The 17,647-nt window shown below is 74.3% G+C and carries 18 protein-coding genes; 7 read left to right on the top strand and 11 right to left on the bottom strand.

The window, feature by feature from the left end; all coding sequences use genetic code 11:
* The first annotated feature begins 111 nt into the window (after positions 1 to 111).
* Positions 112 to 678, top strand: a complete 567-nt coding sequence (locus AC0OO9_RS00985; protein ID WP_484514805.1) for a GNAT family N-acetyltransferase — start codon at positions 112 to 114, stop codon at positions 676 to 678.
* A 19-nt stretch (positions 679 to 697) separates the two neighbouring features.
* On the opposite strand, the gene AC0OO9_RS00990 is transcribed toward AC0OO9_RS00985, so the two are convergent.
* Positions 698 to 1,570, bottom strand: a complete 873-nt coding sequence (locus tag AC0OO9_RS00990; protein WP_484514807.1) for a phytanoyl-CoA dioxygenase family protein — start codon at positions 1,568 to 1,570, stop codon at positions 698 to 700.
* Positions 1,571 to 1,715: 145 nt separating this feature from the next.
* Here AC0OO9_RS00990 and AC0OO9_RS00995 point away from each other — a divergent pair, with 145 nt between their 5' ends.
* Positions 1,716 to 2,444: a helical backbone metal receptor gene (locus tag AC0OO9_RS00995; protein ID WP_484514809.1), complete on the top strand. Its 729-nt coding sequence runs from the start codon at positions 1,716 to 1,718 to the stop codon at positions 2,442 to 2,444.
* A gap of 24 nt (positions 2,445 to 2,468) precedes the next feature.
* Here AC0OO9_RS00995 and AC0OO9_RS01000 read toward each other — a convergent pair whose 3' ends face one another.
* Together AC0OO9_RS01000 and AC0OO9_RS01005 are read right to left on the bottom strand one after the other, a co-directional pair.
* Positions 2,469 to 3,356: a TerC family protein gene (locus AC0OO9_RS01000; protein ID WP_484518108.1), complete on the bottom strand. Its 888-nt coding sequence runs from the start codon at positions 3,354 to 3,356 to the stop codon at positions 2,469 to 2,471.
* A 394-nt stretch (positions 3,357 to 3,750) separates the two neighbouring features.
* Positions 3,751 to 4,449, bottom strand: a complete 699-nt coding sequence (locus AC0OO9_RS01005; RefSeq protein ID WP_484514811.1) for a CBS domain-containing protein — start codon at positions 4,447 to 4,449, stop codon at positions 3,751 to 3,753.
* A gap of 214 nt (positions 4,450 to 4,663) precedes the next feature.
* Between AC0OO9_RS01005 and AC0OO9_RS01010 the strand changes: the two genes are divergently transcribed.
* Together AC0OO9_RS01010 and AC0OO9_RS01015 are read left to right on the top strand one after the other, a co-directional pair.
* Positions 4,664 to 5,239, top strand: a complete 576-nt coding sequence (locus tag AC0OO9_RS01010; protein ID WP_484514813.1) for a hypothetical protein — start codon at positions 4,664 to 4,666, stop codon at positions 5,237 to 5,239.
* 192 nt (positions 5,240 to 5,431) lie between these two features.
* Positions 5,432 to 5,824 (top strand): FKBP-type peptidyl-prolyl cis-trans isomerase, encoded by a 393-nt coding sequence (locus tag AC0OO9_RS01015; RefSeq protein ID WP_132234624.1) that lies wholly within the window; start codon positions 5,432 to 5,434, stop codon positions 5,822 to 5,824.
* Positions 5,825 to 6,051: 227 nt separating this feature from the next.
* Here the strand turns inward: AC0OO9_RS01015 and AC0OO9_RS01020 are convergent, their stop codons facing one another.
* Positions 6,052 to 6,402: an STAS domain-containing protein gene (locus AC0OO9_RS01020; protein ID WP_484514815.1), complete on the bottom strand. Its 351-nt coding sequence runs from the start codon at positions 6,400 to 6,402 to the stop codon at positions 6,052 to 6,054.
* Positions 6,403 to 6,556: 154 nt separating this feature from the next.
* Between AC0OO9_RS01020 and AC0OO9_RS01025 the strand changes: the two genes are divergently transcribed.
* Positions 6,557 to 7,576, top strand: a complete 1,020-nt coding sequence (locus tag AC0OO9_RS01025; protein WP_484514817.1) for an SMP-30/gluconolactonase/LRE family protein — start codon at positions 6,557 to 6,559, stop codon at positions 7,574 to 7,576.
* 162 nt (positions 7,577 to 7,738) lie between these two features.
* On the opposite strand, the gene AC0OO9_RS01030 is transcribed toward AC0OO9_RS01025, so the two are convergent.
* The 5 genes from AC0OO9_RS01030 to pdhA form a co-directional block, all read right to left on the bottom strand.
* Positions 7,739 to 9,004 (bottom strand): L,D-transpeptidase, encoded by a 1,266-nt coding sequence (locus AC0OO9_RS01030; RefSeq protein WP_484514819.1) that lies wholly within the window; start codon positions 9,002 to 9,004, stop codon positions 7,739 to 7,741.
* A gap of 338 nt (positions 9,005 to 9,342) precedes the next feature.
* Positions 9,343 to 10,992, bottom strand: coding sequence for a right-handed parallel beta-helix repeat-containing protein (locus tag AC0OO9_RS01035; RefSeq protein ID WP_484518109.1), 1,650 nt, complete (start codon positions 10,990 to 10,992; stop codon positions 9,343 to 9,345).
* 139 nt (positions 10,993 to 11,131) lie between these two features.
* Positions 11,132 to 12,526, bottom strand: coding sequence for a dihydrolipoamide acetyltransferase family protein (locus AC0OO9_RS01040; RefSeq protein ID WP_484514821.1), 1,395 nt, complete (start codon positions 12,524 to 12,526; stop codon positions 11,132 to 11,134).
* Entirely contained in the window at positions 12,523 to 13,539 is a 1,017-nt protein-coding gene (locus AC0OO9_RS01045; protein ID WP_484514823.1) for an alpha-ketoacid dehydrogenase subunit beta, read from the bottom strand. Before AC0OO9_RS01045 ends, AC0OO9_RS01040 begins: the two co-directional genes overlap by 4 nt.
* The gene (gene pdhA / locus AC0OO9_RS01050; RefSeq protein WP_484514825.1) at positions 13,539 to 14,705 is read right to left on the bottom strand and encodes a pyruvate dehydrogenase (acetyl-transferring) E1 component subunit alpha; all 1,167 of its coding nucleotides are present in this window, start codon (positions 14,703 to 14,705) and stop codon (positions 13,539 to 13,541) included. The genes AC0OO9_RS01045 and pdhA overlap by 1 nt, the downstream gene beginning before the upstream one ends.
* Before the next feature lie 104 nt (positions 14,706 to 14,809).
* On the opposite strand from pdhA, the gene AC0OO9_RS01055 reads away from it, so the two are divergent.
* Entirely contained in the window at positions 14,810 to 15,316 is a 507-nt protein-coding gene (locus AC0OO9_RS01055) for an Lrp/AsnC family transcriptional regulator (protein WP_132234638.1), read from the top strand.
* 22 nt (positions 15,317 to 15,338) lie between these two features.
* Here AC0OO9_RS01055 and AC0OO9_RS01060 read toward each other — a convergent pair whose 3' ends face one another.
* Both AC0OO9_RS01060 and AC0OO9_RS01065 read right to left on the bottom strand, forming a co-directional pair.
* Positions 15,339 to 16,310, bottom strand: coding sequence for a DNA polymerase domain-containing protein (locus tag AC0OO9_RS01060; RefSeq protein WP_484514827.1), 972 nt, complete (start codon positions 16,308 to 16,310; stop codon positions 15,339 to 15,341).
* Positions 16,311 to 16,415: 105 nt separating this feature from the next.
* The gene (locus AC0OO9_RS01065; RefSeq protein ID WP_132235041.1) at positions 16,416 to 16,646 is read right to left on the bottom strand and encodes a hypothetical protein; all 231 of its coding nucleotides are present in this window, start codon (positions 16,644 to 16,646) and stop codon (positions 16,416 to 16,418) included.
* A 212-nt stretch (positions 16,647 to 16,858) separates the two neighbouring features.
* On the opposite strand from AC0OO9_RS01065, the gene AC0OO9_RS01070 reads away from it, so the two are divergent.
* Positions 16,859 to 17,602: an alpha/beta hydrolase gene (locus tag AC0OO9_RS01070; RefSeq protein WP_484514829.1), complete on the top strand. Its 744-nt coding sequence runs from the start codon at positions 16,859 to 16,861 to the stop codon at positions 17,600 to 17,602.
* The last annotated feature ends 45 nt before the right edge of the window (positions 17,603 to 17,647 follow it).

The following is a 17,647-nucleotide window of genomic DNA, read 5'->3' on the forward strand; positions in this document are numbered from 1 at the left end:
TCGGCCGGGGCGAGTCTAGGCCGTCGATCATGACCGGCGCGCCGGTGGTGCCCCGGGCCGTCGGCCCGCAATTCGCTTGAGGTCGCCCGCCCGCGCCGGTGGGATGGGCGGGTGAGCGTCTTCCTGAGCACCGAGCGGCTGGTGCTGCGCGAGTTCACCGCCGACGACGCCGACCTGCTCGTCGGGCTGGACGGCGACCCCGAGGTGATGCGGTACCTCACCGGCGGGCGCCCCACCCCGCCGGAGGCGGTCCGGGAGCACGTCCTGCCCCGGATCCTGGCCCATTACCGGCGACCGCCGGGACTCGGGTGGTGGGCGGCGCTCGGCCGGGGCTCGGGCGACTTCCTGGGCTGGTTCGAGTTCCGCCCGACCCGCGACGGCGACGCCCGCGAGGTGGAGCTGGGCTACCGGCTGCGCCGGTCCGCCTGGGGCGTCGGCCTCGCCACCGAGGGCTGCCGGGCGCTGATCGACGAGGGCTTCACCGCGCTCGGCGTGCAGCGGGTCACCGCGAACACGATGTCCGTCAACGCCGCGTCGCGTCGGGTGATGGAGAAGTCCGGGCTGCGGCTCGTGCGGACGTACGTCGGGGACTGGCCGGAGCTGATCGACGGCGCGGAGCACGGCGAGGTGGAGTACGCGCTGACCCGGCAGCGGTGGCTGCGCGGCGACGCCGACTAGGCCCGGCGCGAGCCGGCTGTCACTCCGCGCCCATCACCAGGCCCTCGATGGTGTGTTTCTGCCGGATCGGCGTCAGGGCGTCGACCACCGGGCAGGGCAGGTGGGCGCGCACCTGCTCGGGCAGGCCCGCCCAGTACCCGCGGGTGACCGCCATGTCGTGGTGCGCGGCGTTGCCCGCTCCCGGCGCGTCGACGCCGAGCACCAGCACCGGGCGGGACAGGGTGGAGACGTTCGGCGTGCCGCGGTGGATGGTCAGCGCGGACCGGGCGGAGATGTCGCCGCGCCGCGGATACTTGCGGACGGCCCGCTGCGCGTAGCGGGGGTGGCGCTCCCTGGGCGGGAACATCTGGTGCTCGAAGTCGCGTCCGTCGTCCCACTGGGTGCCCGGGGCGATCTCGAACGGTCCCATCTCCTCCACGGTGTCCACGGTGGTCAGGTTGAAGGCCAGCGAGGTCAGCCGCCGCTGCCGGCGGGTGTCCTCCGGCATCGGGAAGTCCCGGTGCCACGGCTGCATGGCCGCGCCGGGGAACGGGATGTCGAACCCGAGCTCGACGATCTGGTAGTCGGGGCCGAGCACGGCCCGGCACACCGAGACCACCCACGGGTGGGTCACCAGGTCGACGAAGCCGCGCAGCTGCTCGGGGTGGATCTCCACGTACCACCGCTGTGGGCCGCGGCCGACCGCGCCGTCGGGGCGGGAGCGGGCCTCCCGGAAGGCGGCCTCGACGTCCTCGCCGACGCGGTCCACCCAGTCCACGGCGAAGGCGCCCCGGCACGCGGTGATGCCGTCCCGGTAGAGGTCGCCGAGCGCCGCCAGGGGAACCTCCTCGTCCTCGACGGGGGTGACGGGCTGGTCGGTGCGCGGCGCGGGCGCGGTGGAGTGGGACCTCATCGAACCTCCTGAGGGGGACCAGCCGAGTATTACAACGTTGTAGAGGCGCCGCAAGGGACGCCCGGGCCGCCACCCCCGCCACGGGTCGGGGCATGATCGACCGGTACGCCGGTGGTCGGCGCACGGGACCGGGGAGGTACGCGGGGTGCGGGTCGTGTCGCTGGTGCCGTCGCTGACCGAGGCCGTCGCCCTGACCCTGCCGGGTCTGCTGGTCGGCGCCACCGACTGGTGCACCCACCCGGCCGGGCTGGACGTGGCGCGGGTCGGCGGGAGCAAGTACCCGGACCTGGACCGGGTGCGCGCGCTGCGCCCCGACCTGGTCCTGCTCAACGTCGAGGAGAACCGCCGCGAGGACGCCGACGCGCTGACCGCCGCCGGCGTGCCGGTGCGGGTGACCTATCCGCGTACCGTCGACGAGGCGCTGACCGAGTTGGGGGACCTGCTCCGTGACCTGGGCGCCCCGGCCGAACCGGAGTGGCTCGCCGAGGCCCGCGGGGCGTGGGCCGGGCTGCCCACCGCCCGACCGTCCCGCCGGGCGGTGGTGCCGGTCTGGCGGCGACCGTGGGTGGTGCTGGGCGCCGACACCTTCGCCGGTGACGTGCTGCGCCGGCTCGGCGTCACCAACGCGTACGCCGACGACGTCGACCGCTATCCCCGGCCGAGCCTCGACGCGCTGCGTGCCCGCGCGCCGGAGCTGGTGGTGCTGCCCGACGAGCCGTACCGCTTCACCGCCGACGACGGGCCGGAGGCGTTCCCCGGCACCCCCTGCGCCCTGCTCTCCGGCAGGCACCTGACCTGGTACGGCCCGTCGCTCGCCGAAGCGCCCGCCGTGCTCGCCGCCCAGCTCGCCGACCCGGTCGTGCACCCGGGCTGACCGCCGCCGCCCCACCGCGACCGGTCACCCGCCCGCGCGCCGGCGCCGTTCCCGCCGGGCGTCGACCATGCTCCACCCGATCGCGACCGACAGCGTCAGCACCACCACCGCGAGGGTCGACCAGACCGGCAGCTTCCCGACCGGTGTCTCGGCCAGGATCAGCTTCGCCCCGGCGAAGGCCAGCAGGAAGGCCAGCCCGTACCGCAGGTAGCCGAAGTGCCGCAGCAGCCCCGCCAGGCAGAAGTAGAGGCTGCGCAGGCCGAGCACGGCGAACGCGGTCGCCGTCCAGACGAGGAACGTGTCGGTGGTGATGGCCAGGATCGCCGCCACCGAGTCGATCGCGAAGACCACGTCGGTGGCCTCGATCGCGACCAGCGCCACCAGCAGCAGGGTGGCCCTGCGCCGGCCGTCGACCCGGACGGTGAACCGACCGCCGTGGTAGCCCGGCTCCGTGGGCACCAGCCGCCGGAACGCCCGCACCACGACGTTGCGGTCGGGGTCGACGTCCGGCTCGCCGCGTACCGCGAGTCGCCACCCCGTCCAGATGAGGAAGGCGCCGAGCACGACGCCGGCCCAGGTCAGCCGCTCCAGCAGCCCGGCGCCGACGAAGATGAAGGCCAGCCGGAACGCGAGCGCGCCGACGACCCCCCAGAAGAGCACCTTGTGCTGGTACGCGGCCGGCACCCGGAAGTACCCGAACAGCAGCGCGAAGACGAAGACGTTGTCGACGGAGAGCGCCTTCTCCAGTAGGTAGCCGGAGAAGTACGCCACGGCCGGCTCGCCGCCCCGCCACAGCCAGACGACCAGGCCGAAGGTGAGCCCCGCGGTGATCCAGACGCCGCTCCACAGCAGCGCCTCGCGCAGCTCGATGACGTGGTTGTCGCGGTGGGAGAGCAGGTCCACGGCGAGCATGACGGCGATGACCGCGCCCACCGCCGCCCAGGCCCACAGGGGTGCCGCGAACGTCGCCTCGTCCACCCGGCGTCCTCCGCATCCCCGACGGCGGCTCCGCTCCCGACGCGCGGCCCGGTCCGGATCGCGCGGTCCCCGACGACCTGCGGCGCGGACACGCCCCCAGCGGCCTGCGGCGCGGGTGCGCCCTCGGCGGGCCCGGAGCGCGTCCCGATCCCGAGCCTAGGCGAGCCGCCCATCAGCCGGCGGCGGTCCGGGCAAGTCGACGCCGTCGACGGGACGCTTCGATGCCCCGGCGGGCCGGACGGTTCGCGCCACCGACAGGTCCGGCCCGTCCGGGCCTCAGGCCCGCCCGGCCCGGAGGGACGTCAGGCGGGCCGGGCGGGCCCGGACGTCAGGCCACCGGGGCGATCCGGGCCGGGTCCAGATCGGCGAGCGCGGTGTCGTCGACGTCGTAGGCGAGGGTGCTGGTCACCCGGACCACGCCGCTGACCTGCCCCGCGAGGCGGACCGCCAGCTCGACGGCGCTGCGCCGGTCCAACCGGCCGTCGAGCGTCACCTCACCCCCGCGCACCCGGACGGTGACCAGCCCGTCCCGCACCGCGAGCACCCGGCGCAGCACCTCCTGCACCACGTCCTCGCGGATCTCCGCGTCGGTGCGCAGGTGCACCCGCAGCAGGTCACCGCGCGTGACGATGCCGACGAGCCGGCCCAGGTCGTCGAGCACCGGCAGCCGCTTGACCGACTCCCGGTCCAGCTGCCGGGCGGCGGCGGAGATCGTCGCCTCCGGCCAGGTCGCCACGGCCGGGGCGGTCATCAGGTCACGGGCCAGCAGCGCCTCGGCCTTCTCCCGGGCGGTGCGGCGTCGTCGCCCCTCGAAGACCCGCCGCTCGTCCGGGTGGCCGGCCCGCTCGACCTTGTGCAGCAGGTCCGACTCGGAGACCACGCCGAGGACCCGCCGGAAGCCGTCCACCACCGGCACCCCGCTGATGCCCCGCCGGACCAACGCGTCGACGATCTCCCGGTAGGGGGTCTCCTCCCCCACCGTCGTGACCTCCCGGGTCATCACGTCGCCCACCTGCCACGTTCTCATCACGACCTCCCTGTCGTTCCCCACCGCGACGCTACGGCCGCGGCGGGCCGCCGCGTCAGGGCCGCCGGACCGGACCGGCACGGCCGTACGGACCGGTGCGGGAGGGGTCCAAGGTCCCGGTCCGGTGGGGCCCGGTCGGCCCTGCCCGCCCGGCGCCGGCGGGCGTCCAATGGAGATGCCACCGGAAAGCGCGGTGCCAGGCACACGAAGGGACGTGGAGACAATGGCCGCGACGATCGAGCGCACCACCGCCAGGAACGACGCTGCGGTGGCGGAGACCCGGCACGTCGGCGAGACCCGCAGGGAACGGGCCGCGCGGTACGTCTTCGCCGGCATCCGGATCGCCCTCGGGTGGACCTTCCTCTGGGCGTTCCTGGACAAGGTCTTCGGTCTGGGGTTCGCCACCGAGGCGAAGAACGCCTGGATCAACGGCGGCAGCCCCACCAAGGGCTTCCTGACCTTCGGCGCGGCCGGCCCGTTCGCGGACTTCTACCAGGGCATCGCCGGGGCCGCCTGGGCGGACGTGCTCTTCATGGCCGGCCTGGCCGCGATCGGCGTCGCGCTGCTGCTCGGCATCGGGATGCGGATCGCCGCCGTCGCGGGAGCGGTGCTCTACGTGATGATGTGGACGGTCGTCCTGCCTCCCGAGAACAACCCCTTCATGGACGAGCACCTGATCAACGCGGCGCTGCTGGTCGGTCTCGCACTGGTCAACGCCGGCGCGACCCTCGGCCTGGGCGCGACGTGGGCGAAGCTCCCGATCGTGCGGCGGTTCCCCTGGCTGCGGTGACCCGGCGCGGCACCTCCCCCTCGGCGGGCGTCACCACGCGGTGACGCCCGCTTCGGCGTGCCCACCGCGTCACGCCGTCGCTCCGAGGGCCGGCCGCGACGCGTGCGCCGGGACCGCCATGCATCGGCCGGACGCCATCGGGCAGGATCTCGGGTGACGGACATCAGGACCGAAACGGTAGGAGACTCCCGAATGAACCAGGCAGCAGGCGCCCGCTCGGGCAAGCCCGAGGTGGGCCCGATCGAGGGCGCGCCGCCCGCCGACCTCGTCATCGAGGACATCACCGTCGGCGAGGGGCCGGAGGCCCAGCCGGGGCAGCTGGCCAGCGTCCACTACGTGGGGGTCGCACACTCCAACGGTCGCGAGTTCGACTCCTCGTGGAACCGGGGTGAGGCGTTCGAGTTCCAGCTCGGCGCCGGTCACGTCATCTCCGGCTGGGACCGGGGCGTCGTGGGCATGCGGGTCGGCGGCCGGCGCCGCCTGACCATCCCGCCGCACCTGGGCTACGGCGACCGGGGCGCCGCCGGCGTCATCAAGCCGGGCGAGACCCTGGTCTTCGTCGTCGACCTGCTCGGCGTCCGCTGAGCGGAGGATGACCCGCTGGGCGGGCAGGCACCGCCGGGCGGGGGATGATCCCTCCGAACGGACGGTGCACCGCCCGAGTGGACGGCGAACCGCCGGGCCACGGGCCGGTGCGGACGGTGGACGACGCCGTCGGCACCGGCCCGCTGCCAACGTCAATGGACTGGCTGGGCGGGCTCCCGGTCGAGGCGCTGCACGCCACCGTGCTCCTGGACCTCGGGCGCCGGAGGTCAGCAGGGCACCAGCTCCCGGTCGGCGCACGGGTCCACGATCGGGATGACCCGGTGCAGGCCGGTGGCCCGCAGCACCCGCTCGACCACCGGGTCGGGGCGGACCAGCACCAGCTCACCGCCCTGGGCGCGCACCCGCAGGTGCGCGGCGACCAGCGCCCGCACCCCGGCCGCCGAGAGCAGGCGGACGCCGGAGAGATCCAGCCGGAGCACGGGCCGGGCCGGGGCGGCCCAGAGCGCGGAGCGGAACGCGGCGACCGTGGCGATGTCGACCTCGCCGGTCGCCCGCACCGCCACCTCGTGGTCGGCCACGGTGATGTCCACGTGGAGCCGGTCGTCGCGCTGTCCCATGCGACGAACCTATCCCCCGCCACCGACAATTCCGCCCTGCTGAGGGACCGGATCCGGGTACGCCCAGGGTCATACCCCGAGACTCCCGGATCCCCCTCAGGGATGACGCGACGAGGGGCCTGCGGGCTGCACATCGGCGGGCGAGAATGAGCCGATGGTCGCTCCCCGCCGCCGCGTGCCCCGGCTGATCCGCCCCGTCCGCGAGCCCGCCACCGTCCCGCCGCCGCTCGACGGGCCGTGGACGCCCACCGACCGGCGGCTCGACTCGGTGGAGCTGCTGCCGCTGCCCGACGGGGTGTCCGGCCCGGAGGACGTGGTCGTCGACCCGGCCGGCCGGGTGGTCAGCGGGACGGAGGACGGCCGGCTCTGGTGGTGGCCGGTCGACGCGCCCCCCGGCACCCGGCCCCGGCCGCTCGCCGACACCGGGGGCCGGCCGCTGGGCGTGGAGGTCGACCCGCTCGACGGCAGCCTCGTGGTCTGCGACGCGTACCGGGGGCTGCTGCGGGTGACCGGCGACGGTGTGGTGCGCGAGCTGGGCGGCCTCGGGGCGAGGGCGAACCTGGCCGACAACGCCACCGTCGCCCGCGACGGCACGGTCTACTTCACCGATTCGTCCGACCGCTTCCCGCTCTCGCACTGGAAGCGGGACCTGCTGGAGCACCGGCCCAACGGGCGGGTGCTGGCGTACGACCCGCGCAGCGGGCGCACCGACGTCGTCCGCGCCGGGTTCTACTTCCCCAACGGGCTCGCGCTCACTCCGGACGAGTCGGCGCTGATGCTGGTCGAGACCGCCGCCCATCGACTGGTGCGGGTCGCGCTGGCCGACGGCGCGGTCACCGTGCTGGCCGACCTGCCGGCCTACCCGGACAACCTGACCCCGGTGGGCGACGGGACGTACTGGATCGCGTTGCCCAGCCCCCGCGTGCCGGTGGTCGAGCGGCTGCTGCCGCACCCCCGGCTGCGGCAGTTGGTGGCGGTGCTGCCGGCGGCGGTGCAGCCGAAGCCGCTGCGCTACGGCCTGGTGGCCCTCGTCGACGGCGAGGGGCGGGTGCTGCGGACCCTGCACGGCCCGCGCGGGACCTACGACATGGTCACCGGCGTCCGCCAGCACGGCGACCACCTGTGGCTGGGCAGCCTCACGGGCCCTGGCGTGGCCCGGGTGCCGCTGGGCTGAGCCCGACGCCGGACGGGGCCGGCGGGAAACGCCGGTGCGACCGCCGCGCGAGGGGACCGGCCCGCATGACGGGGTCGGCGGGGAACGCCCCGGTCCGATCGACGCGCCGGGGACCGGCCCGCGTGGCGGCGGACCGGTCCCCCGGGTGTGCGTACGGTCGGATCAGCCGCCGCGGACGGACGGCGCCGGCGCCGGCGAGCCCCCGGCCACCGCGCCGGGGTGCGGCACGGCCGACGGGGACGGCCGCAGCCCGGCCGGTACGGGCAGCGCGCTGCCCTTGACGAACTCGTCCCAACTGACGTTCCAGGCCGTCCAGCCGTTGCCCTCGGTCAGCTCGACCTCGGTGCCCTTGATGGTGACCAGGTCGCCGACCTGCGTGACGCCCATCAGCCAGTCCGCGGCCTCGTTGGAGACGTTGGTGCAGCCGTGCGAGACATTGGTGCTGCCCTGGTCCCCCACCGACCACGGCGCCGCGTGGATGAACTCGCCGCCCCAGGTGAGCCGTTGGGCGTCCTCGACGTCGACCACGTAGGGGTCGGCCGAGCCCCGGGTGTCGAACGTCGTGAAATCGTGCTTCTCCATGATCACCATCTTGCCGCTGGAGGTCGGCGTGCTCGGCTTGCCCATGCTGACCGGGATCTTGCGGACCACCTTGCCGTCGCGCAGCACGGACATCTGCTTGGTCGCGTTGTCGATCTCCAGGGCCACCTGCCGGCCGATCTTCGACGTGGCCGTGCGGTCGGAGTCGCCGACCCGGTCCTTGCCGATCGGCAGGCCCTCCAGCCCGGCCCGGACGCTGATGCGGGTCCCCGGGCGCCAGAAATCGGGGGCCCGGTAATAGGCCTGACTGCCGTCGGACACCCACGACCAGGCGCCCGGCTGCGGCGGATCCGTCTTCACGAACAATCGGCGCTGCACGTCGTCCCTGGCCTCTTTCGGAATGGGTGGGTCGAACGCCACGGTCACCGGCATCGCGGTGCCGTACGTCCGATCACCGGCGAAGTACAACGTGCTGGTGATTTCCGGTTTCGTCGATTTCGGCATCGTGGTGAAGGTGGTCTTCCGGGTCGTCGTCGTGCCCGAGTCGCCCGTGGCGGTCACCTCCGCGGTGTAGGTGCGCCGCGGCTTCAGGGGCGCCTTCGGCACCCAGCCCGAGCCGTCCTCCCGGGGCTCCGCCGCGACCTGCGCGCCCTTGTCGTCGGTGATCCGCACGGCGGTGACCTTCCCGTTCCTGACCGCGGTCCCCACCTCGGCGGTGATCGGCACCTCGCGGGCGCGGTCGGTGGGCGTCACGGTCAGCTCCGGCGCCGCCGCCTGCCCCTCGGCCGGCCGGGCACCCGGCTTGCGGTCGGCGGTGCACCCGCCGAGGGCCAACGGCGTGGCCGCGATGGTCACGGCCAGCACCGTCAGTCGCCGCCTCAACTCCATGATGCGTCCCCCCGTTGTCTGGTGTCCTCAGCCACATTCTCTCCACGCCGCGCCGGGTGGACGCGCAATTTCCAGGGAATTGCGAAAGCAATTATGGGAAGCATTTCCCGCACTGCACGGAAAAGGGCCGCACGCGCCGGTTTCCGGGTCCGTCCGGAATCGTCCGGCGCGCCCACCGGCCGCCCTCTGACTCCCGCCGCGTCCCGGTTCGGGCCACCGCGTCGTCGGTGTCGGCGCACAGCCGTCCCGCACCCGCGATCCGGCGGCGAGGCGACGCGTGCGGCACGACGCGACCGGGAGCGCCGCCGCCGACGGGCCGGCTGTCCGGCCGGTCGTCGTCAGCCGTGGTTGCGTTCCCACCGGCCGCCGACCGGTGGGGTGTCCAGCCGGACGGCGGAGTCCGCGTTGCCGGCGAAGTCGTTGTCCTCGACCCGGCAGTCCACGCAGCTGCCCTGCTCGGTGACCCACAGTCCGTGGTTCTGGGTGCTCGGCTCCCGGTTGTCCCAGACCCGGTTCCCCCGGATGGTGGCCGACTCGACGGCCGCGTTGATCGCGATGCCGGCCCGCACCGGCGGCCCGGCGGGCAGCTCGTACGGCGTGCCCGGCGGCGGAGTCCCCCCGCTCCATGCGCTCGGGGAGTCCGGCCGGATCGGCGCGAGGGTGAGCTCGGTGTCGTCGTTGGCCGCCACCACGGCGATGCGCTCGCCGACCCGCACCACCTTGCCCCGGTGCCCGTCGTTCGGCCAGTTCGCCCGCCGGTCCACCACCGACTTCCCGGTGTACCGGACCGAGTCGCCGTGTGCGCTCGTCGCGGGCGCCCACTGCCGCCCGTTGTTCCGGATCCGGTTGGCGACCAGGAAGGCGTCGCGGACGGGACGATCGAAGCGGATGGCGTCGGCGCTGTTGCCGTAGAAGTCGTTGCTCTCGATGACGATCTCCTCGGCGACGTGCTCCTCGGACCCGCCGAGGTTGCGCTGGTGGTAGCCGTACCGGCCGTTGCCGCTGATCCGGTTGCCGCGGATCGTGTACGGACCGGGGGTGTTGCCGATGCTCACCCCGTCACGCAGGTTGCCGTCGATGACGCAGTCGGTGAGGATGCCGCCCCGGCCGGCGGTGTGCGTGGTGCCCTTCGCCGAGACGTGGAAGCCCGCCTCAAGGTTGCCGGTCATGGTGCACGCGGAGACGATCAGGCCGTTCGCGCCCCAGTCGGAGATGCCGAAGCGGTTGCCCTGGGCGTGGCAGCCGATGATCCGTACGCCCCGTGGCCGCAGGTGGTCCGCCTCCTGCAACTCGAGGAAGATGCCGTTGGTGGCGTTGGCCACCGCGCTGCAGTTGACGATGTTGAACCGCTCGATGCTGCCCCAGCCGCCGATGCCGATGCCGATGCCCGCGCCGCCCATCTCGGTGCCGTTGTCCAGCCGCCCGCACCCGGTGACCAGCACCCCGTCGATCAGGCAGTCCTGGAGGAAGTCGCAGCCCAGGCCGGTGGCGGCGGTGTGGTGGATGTACAGGTTGCGGAAGACGCCGCGGACGACATACTGCAGGCCGAGGCCCTTGGCCAGCGGGTTGTAGTCCGCGGACGCCACCTCCGAGCCGTCGATCTCGAAGTCGGCGAAGGTGCAGTCGGACAGGTGCCGGTTGCGGCTGGCACCGTGCTCGATCGCGGTGTAAAAGGCCAGCGGCGCGGGGTCGGCCCGGTTGCCGGCGTTGCTGAGCACGAAACGGGTCGCGCCCGGTCCCGCGCCCATGAGCGACACCCCGCTGCGCCAGACGGTGCCCGAGTCCCGCATCGAGTAGACCCCGGGCGGGCAGTATATGATCCGGGCCCGGCCGTCGGCGGCGTACGCGTCGCCGAGCCGGTCCACCAGCGCGGCGAGCGCCGGCTGGTCGTTGGCCGTCCCGTCGCCGACCAGGCCGTGCTCCCGGGCGTCGCAGAGCAGCGGGGCGCCGGCCACCGCGTGCCGGCGCACGCCGCCGGCGGAGGGCATGTCCGGACAGGCCACCTCGTGCTCCCCTCGGCGAGACTGCCCGGCCCGCATTCCCGGCCCGTCCGCGAGAAAACGCCTGCCGCGACGGCGACGGCCCCCGCGCCGCCGGGAGGCGGAGCCGGGGCCGTCGCGTCCGGGGTCAGACGTTGGCGATCAGCACCGCCGGCCGCTCGACGCAGTCGGCGACGTGCCGCAGGAAGCCGCCGGCCACCCCGCCGTCGCAGACCCGGTGGTCGAAGGTCAGGCTGAGCTGCGTCACCTTCCGCACGGCGAGCTGCCCGTCGACCACCCAGGGCTTGTCCACGATCCGTCCCACCCCGAGCAGCGCAGCCTCCGGGTGGTTGATGATCGGGGTGGAGCCGTCGACGCCGAAGACGCCGTAGTTGTTGAGCGTGAACGTGCCGCCGGTCAGCCGGGCCGGGGGCAGCGTGCCGGCCCGGGCGGCCGTGGTGGTCGCGGTCAGCTCGGCGGCCAGCTCGGCGGTGGTCAGCCGCTGCGCGTCCCGCAGCACCGGCACGACCAGCCCCCGGTCGGTCTGGGCGGCGATGCCCAGGTGCACCCCGGCGGACTGGACGATCCGCTGGCCCTCGGTGTCGACCCGGGCGTTGAGCTGCGGGTACCGGCGCAGCCCGGACAGGCAGATCCGGGCCAGCAGGGCCAGGATGCTCACCGGCGCGTCCGGGGTCGCCGCGTTGATCGCCGCGCGGGTCTCCAGCAGCCCGGTGGCGTCCACGTCCACCCAGATTGTCACCTCGGGGATCTCCCGCCGGCTGCGGGAGAGCTTGTCGGCGATCGCCTTGCGGATGCCGGTCAGCGGAACGACCAGGTCCTCGGCGCCGGAGGCCGCCGACGCGACGGGCTCGTCCGGCACCGCGGCCAGCCGGGCGGCCGGCGTCGCCGCCTCGGCGACGGCGGCCTCCACGTCCGCCCGGCGCACCACGCCGCCGGGCCCGGTGCCGCGCAGGGCGGCCAGGTCGAGCCCGTGCTCGCGGGCCAGCCGGCGCACGATCGGCGAGATGACCAGGGGCGCCGCCGCGCCGTCCGGACGGCCGGCCGCGACGGGGGCAGTCGCCGCCGGGGCGGGAGCCGCCGGCGGTGCGGCGTGGGCGGGAGCCGCCGGGGTGGGATCGGGTGCGGCCACGAGACGGGGCCGGCGACGCCGCCGCCCCGCGCCGCCGTGGCCGGTGCCGTACCCGATGAGGACGTTGCCGGAGCCGGCCCGCTCCTCCTCGCGGTAGGTGGCGTGCGCGGCGGGCTCGTCGCCGGCCCCGCCGTCGCCGTCCAGGGGCGCGATGGTGATCAGCGGCTGGCCGACCGGGCGGGTCTCACCCGCCGCGCCGTGCAGCGCCACGACCCGCCCGGCGTACGGGCAGGGCACGTCGACGACGGCCTTGGCGGTCTCCACCTCCACCACGCTCTGGTCCACCGTGACCACGTCGCCCACGGCGACCCGCCACTCGACGATCTCGGCCTCGCTCAGCCCCTCGCCCAGGTCGGGCAGGAGGAAGACCTGCGCCCCGTCCACGGTGGTCACGCCGCGCTCCCCCGGCTCAGCCAGCGCCCGTCGGGCTGGTCGTCCCACTGGAGCCGGGCCACCGTGTCGAGGATCCGGTCCACCGACGGCAGGTGGGTGTGCTCCAGCATCGGCGCCGGGTACGGGATGTCCAGCCCGGACACCCGCAGCACCGGGGCGTGCAGGGCGTGGAAGCAGCGCTCCTGCACCCGGGCGGCGATCTCGGCGCCCACCCCGGCGAAGCCCTGGGCCTCCTGGATCACCACGCACCGGCCGGTACGCCGGACCGAGGCGGTGACGGTCTCGTCGTCGAACGGCACGATGCTGCGCACGTCCACGACCTCCAGGTCCCAGCCCTCCTCGCGGGCGGCCTCGGCGGCCTCCAGCGCGACCGGCACCGCCGGCCCGTACGCGACGAGGGTGGCGTCGTGGCCGGGGCGACGCACGACCGCCCGGCCGATCGGCGCGGTGGCGGCCGGCAGTTCCGCCTCGGCGCTGGAGAAGTAGAGCTTCTTCGGCTCCATGAACACGACCGGGTCGGGATCGTCGATCGCCTGGCGCAGCAGCGAGTACGCGTCCTCGACCGTCGCCGGGGTGACGACCTTCAGGCCGGGGGTGTGCGCGTAGTAGGCCTCGCTGGAGTCGCAGTGGTGCTCGACGCCGCCGATGCCGCCGGCGTACGGCACCCGGATGACGATCGGCACGCTGAGCGCGCCCCGGGTGCGGTTGCGCAGCTTCGCCACGTGCGAGGCGATCTGCTCGAACGCCGGGTACGCGAACGCGTCGAACTGCATCTCGACCACCGGGCGCAGCCCGGACATGGCCATGCCGACGGCGAAGCCGACGATGCCGGCCTCGGCGAGCGGCGTGTCGAAGCAGCGCTTGTCACCGAAGCGGGCCTGGAGGCCGTCGGTGATCCGGAAGACGCCGCCGAGCGCCCCGACGTCCTCGCCGAAGACGACCACCCGGTCGTCGTCGAGCATCGCGTCGGCGAGCGCGGCGTTGAGCGCCTTCGCCATGGTCAGGGCGGCCATCAGCGCTCACCCTCCTCGTCCTGGGCGGCGGCCAGCTCGGCGCGGACCTGCTCGCGCTGCTCGATCAGCTGCGGGGTGGGCTCGGCGTAGACGTGCTCGAAGAGGCTCATCGGGTCGACCGTCGGCTGCGCGTTCATGCGGACGCGCAGGTCGGCAGCGTACGCCTCGGCCTCCTCGGCGACCGCGGCGACGGCGGCGTCGTCGAGCGCGCCCCGGGCCCGCAGGTACGCCTCCAGCCGGGCCACCGGGTCCCGGTCCCGCCAGGCCTCGACCTCGGCGCCGTCGCGGTAGCGGCTCGCGTCGTCGGCGTTGGTGTGCGCCTCCATCCGGTAGGTGTGCGCCTCGACCAGGAACGGGCCCTTGCCGGAACGGGCGTGCTCCACCGCGCGGGTGAGCACCGCGAGCACGGCCACCGGGTCGTTGCCGTCGACCTGTTCGCTGGGCACGCCGTAGCCCACGCCCTTGTACGCCAGCGACGGCGCGGCGGTCTGCCGCGACAGCGGGACGCTGATGGCGTACCGGTTGTTCTGCACGAAGTAGACGACGGGGGCCTTGAACACGGCGGCGAAGTTGACGCCCTCGTGGAAGTCGCCCTCGCTGGTCGCGCCGTCACCGATGAACGCCAGCGCGACGGTGTCGCGCCCCTGGTACGCCTCGCCGTAGGCCAGCCCGGCGGCGTGCACGCACTGGGTCGCCAGCGGGGTGCACTGCGGAGCGGTGTGCCGCTCGGCGGGGTCGTAGCCGCAGTGCCAGTCCCCGCGCAGCAGGGTCAGCACCTCGACCGGGTCGATGCCCCGGGAGACCAGGGCCATCGACTCGCGGTAGGTCGGGAAGACCCAGTCCGTGTCGCGCAGGGCGAGGACGGCACCGACCTGGCAGGCCTCCTGCCCGCGCGAGGACGGGTAGACGGCCAGCCGGCCCTGCTTGGTCAGGGCGGTGGCCTGGACGTCGAAGCGGCGGCCGACGACCATCCGCCGGTGCATCTCGACGAGCGCCTCGACGGGCGGCTCGGGGTAGTCGGCGGGGGCGCGCAGTGGCGTGCCGGTGGGATCGAGCAGGCGGACGGGCTCGGTGGCCGGGAGCAGCGGCTTGGCCGGGTCGGGCGGGGTGGCCTTCCGACGGCTGCGCGGGGATGCCCTGCGGACCGCCTCGGGTGTGGTCGTCACGGCGGGACCTCCTGGACGTGTGGTGGGCCTATGCTCCTGCTGTCGGATGATTGACTCAAGATCCAGGACAAACGCGGGACGGATGGCATGGGACAGGCGGCGAGATGAGCCAGGAGTCCGGGGGCGCAGCGGAGCCGGTGGCCGGAACGGGACGTTCGGCGCGACCGTTGGACGACGTGGACCGGCGGATCCTCGACGAGCTGGTCCGCGACGGCCGCACGTCGGTGCGTACGCTCGCCGAGCGGATCCACATCTCCCGCACCAACGCGTACGCCCGGGTGGAGCGGCTGCTGCGCGACGGGGTGATCACCGGCTTCCGGGCCCAGGTCGCGCCCGAGGCGGCGGGGCTGGGCACCTCGGCGTACATCGCGTTGAAGATCGAGCAGAACACCTGGCGCGAGGTGTCGGCGGAGCTGGCCCGGGTCCGCTACATCGAGCACGCCGCCCTGCTCGGCGGCGACCACGACGTGCTGGCCCTGGTCCGGGCACCGGACAACGCCACCCTGCGCGACGTGGTGCTGGGCCGGGTGCAGAGCATCGCCGGCGTGCTCTCCACCCGCACCTGGCTGGTCTTCGAGGAGTTCGACGGCGAACGCAGCCCGTGGGAGTGAACCGGCGCGGCGGTCTGCCCGCTCAGCGCTCCGGTGGGGCCTCCAGCCCCTCCCGGTCGGCCAGCTCCAGCAGCGGTTCCAGGGAGAACCGCCGGTCGTCGAGGCCGGCGTGCGGGTCGCCGCGCTCGGCGAACCGGGCGGGCATCGTGGTCACGGCGAAGTCCTCCGGCCGGGCGTCGTCCAGCTCCGCCCAGTCCAGCGGCGCGGAGACCAGCGCCTGCGGGGTGGGACGGATCGAGTACGCCGAGGCCATCGTGTGGTCCCGCGACATCTGGTTGTAGTCGACGAAGACCGGCCGGTCCCGCTGCTCCCGCCACCACGTGGTGGTGACCAGCTCCGGCAGCCGGCGTTGCATCTCCCGGCCCAGCGCCAGCACCGCCCGTCGGCAGTCGCCGAAGCTCCACCGGGGCTCGATGGAGAGATAGACGTGCAGGCCCCGCCCGCCGGTGGTCTTCGGGTAGCCGGTCAACCCCAGCTCGGTCAGGAACGCGCGCACCTCGTGGGCCACCGGCACGACCTGGTCGAAGCCCACCCCCGGCATCGGGTCCAGGTCGATGCGCAGCTGGTCGGGCCGCTCCACGTCGGCGGCGGAGACCGGCCAGGGATGGAACCGCAGCGTGCCCAGGTTGGCCGCCCAGATCACCACCGCCAACTCGCTCGGCGCGACCTCGTCGGCCGTACGCCCGCTCGGGAAGGTGATGTGGGCGGTGCGCACCCAGTCGGGCGCGCCCGCCGGCAGCCGCTTCTGGTAGAAGGCGTCGCCCCGGTTGTCCTGCCGGGTGCCGATCTTCGCCCCCTCGAACACGCCGCGCGGCCACCGCTCCAGCATGGTCGGGCGGTCCCGTAGGGCGCGCAGGACGCCGTCGCCGACGGCGAGGAAGTAGGACACCACGTCCCGCTTGGTCAGCCCGAGTTCCGGGAAGTACGGCTTGTCGGGGCTGGAGACGCGCACCAGCCGCTCCCCCACCTGGATCTCCTCGGCCGGCGTCGCCACGCCTGACACCGTAACCCGCCCGCCCGGCACGGGCCGCGCGCCCCGGGTGTAAGGAAGGGCCCCTTGTTAACGACAAGGGGCCCTTCCTTACACGTCCACGCGGGCTCAGCTCATCTCCTCCTGAAGGCGCACCAGGAGCATCTTCTTGCCCTGCTCGCCCGCCTTGCGGTTGTTCTCCTGGATCTTCCGGAACCAGGTGGCCAGTTCCGTGTCGCCCCGCGCGTCGGCGTCGGCGACGTAGTTCTCCAGTTGCCAGATGTGCTGCAACGACATCTGCAGCGCGTGGATCAGGTCGTAGTTCTGGTCCTTCACCGGGCTCGCCGGCTCCCTGACCATGGTGGCCACGGCGCACCTCCCCGTCTCGGTGATCGGTGGAGGCAGCGCTTACCCGACGCGGCCCCGATCACGCCCCGGGCGCCGGGGGCACCGCCCCCGGCGGGCCCGGTCGGGACGGCACGGGACGCCAGTGGACGGCTCCGTCGGCCGTCGGCCGTCGTACCGGTGGGTTACGGTTCGTCGACCATCGGTGACCGACGCGGGGAGGGTTCGTGGACGAGCCTGGAGGAGCACTGCCGACGGCGACGTACGTGCTGATTCCCCCCGCGGGCAGCGGGCCCTGGTACTGGCACCTGCTGGCAGGCCAGTTGCGGGACCGGGGGCACGACGTGGTGGCGGTCGACCTGCCGTGCGCCGACGACTCGGCGGGACTGACGGAGTACGCCGACGCCGCCGTCCGGGCCATCGGAGACCGTACGGACCTGGTCGTCGTGGCCCAGTCGTTCGGCGCGTTCACCGGCCCGCTGGTGTGCGACCGCGTCGGCGCCGAGCTGCTCGTGTTGCTGACCCCGATGGTGCCCTCGCCCGGTGAGTCGCCGGGCGAGTGGTGGGAGAACACCGGCTACGCACACGCCAGGCAGGTCCAGGCCGAGCGCGAGGGCTGGACGCCGGAGCAGGACGGGGACCCCGGCGTCATCTTCTTCCACGAGCTGCCGCCGCCGCTGGTCGAGGAGGCCACGGCGCACGCCCGGGACCAGTCGGGCACGCCGTTCGAGAAGCCCTGGCCGCTCGGTGCCTGGCCGGACGTGCCGACCCGGGCGCTGCTCTGCCGGGGGGACCGTTTCTTCCCGGTCGACTTCCTGCGCCGGCTGGTGTCCGACCGGCTGGGCGTCACGCCCGACGAGATGGACGGCGGGCATCCGGTGGCCCTCAGCCGGCCCCGTGAGCTGGCCGACCGGCTGGAGGAGATCCGGCGGGAGGCCCTCGGGGCCGCCCGCCCCGCCCAGCGGGGTTGAGTGGCGGGCCGGCGCGGTTACCCCGGGCGTGCTTGCGGGTAGGGG

Source organism: Micromonospora sp. USAFONa4, assembly GCF_057197825.1.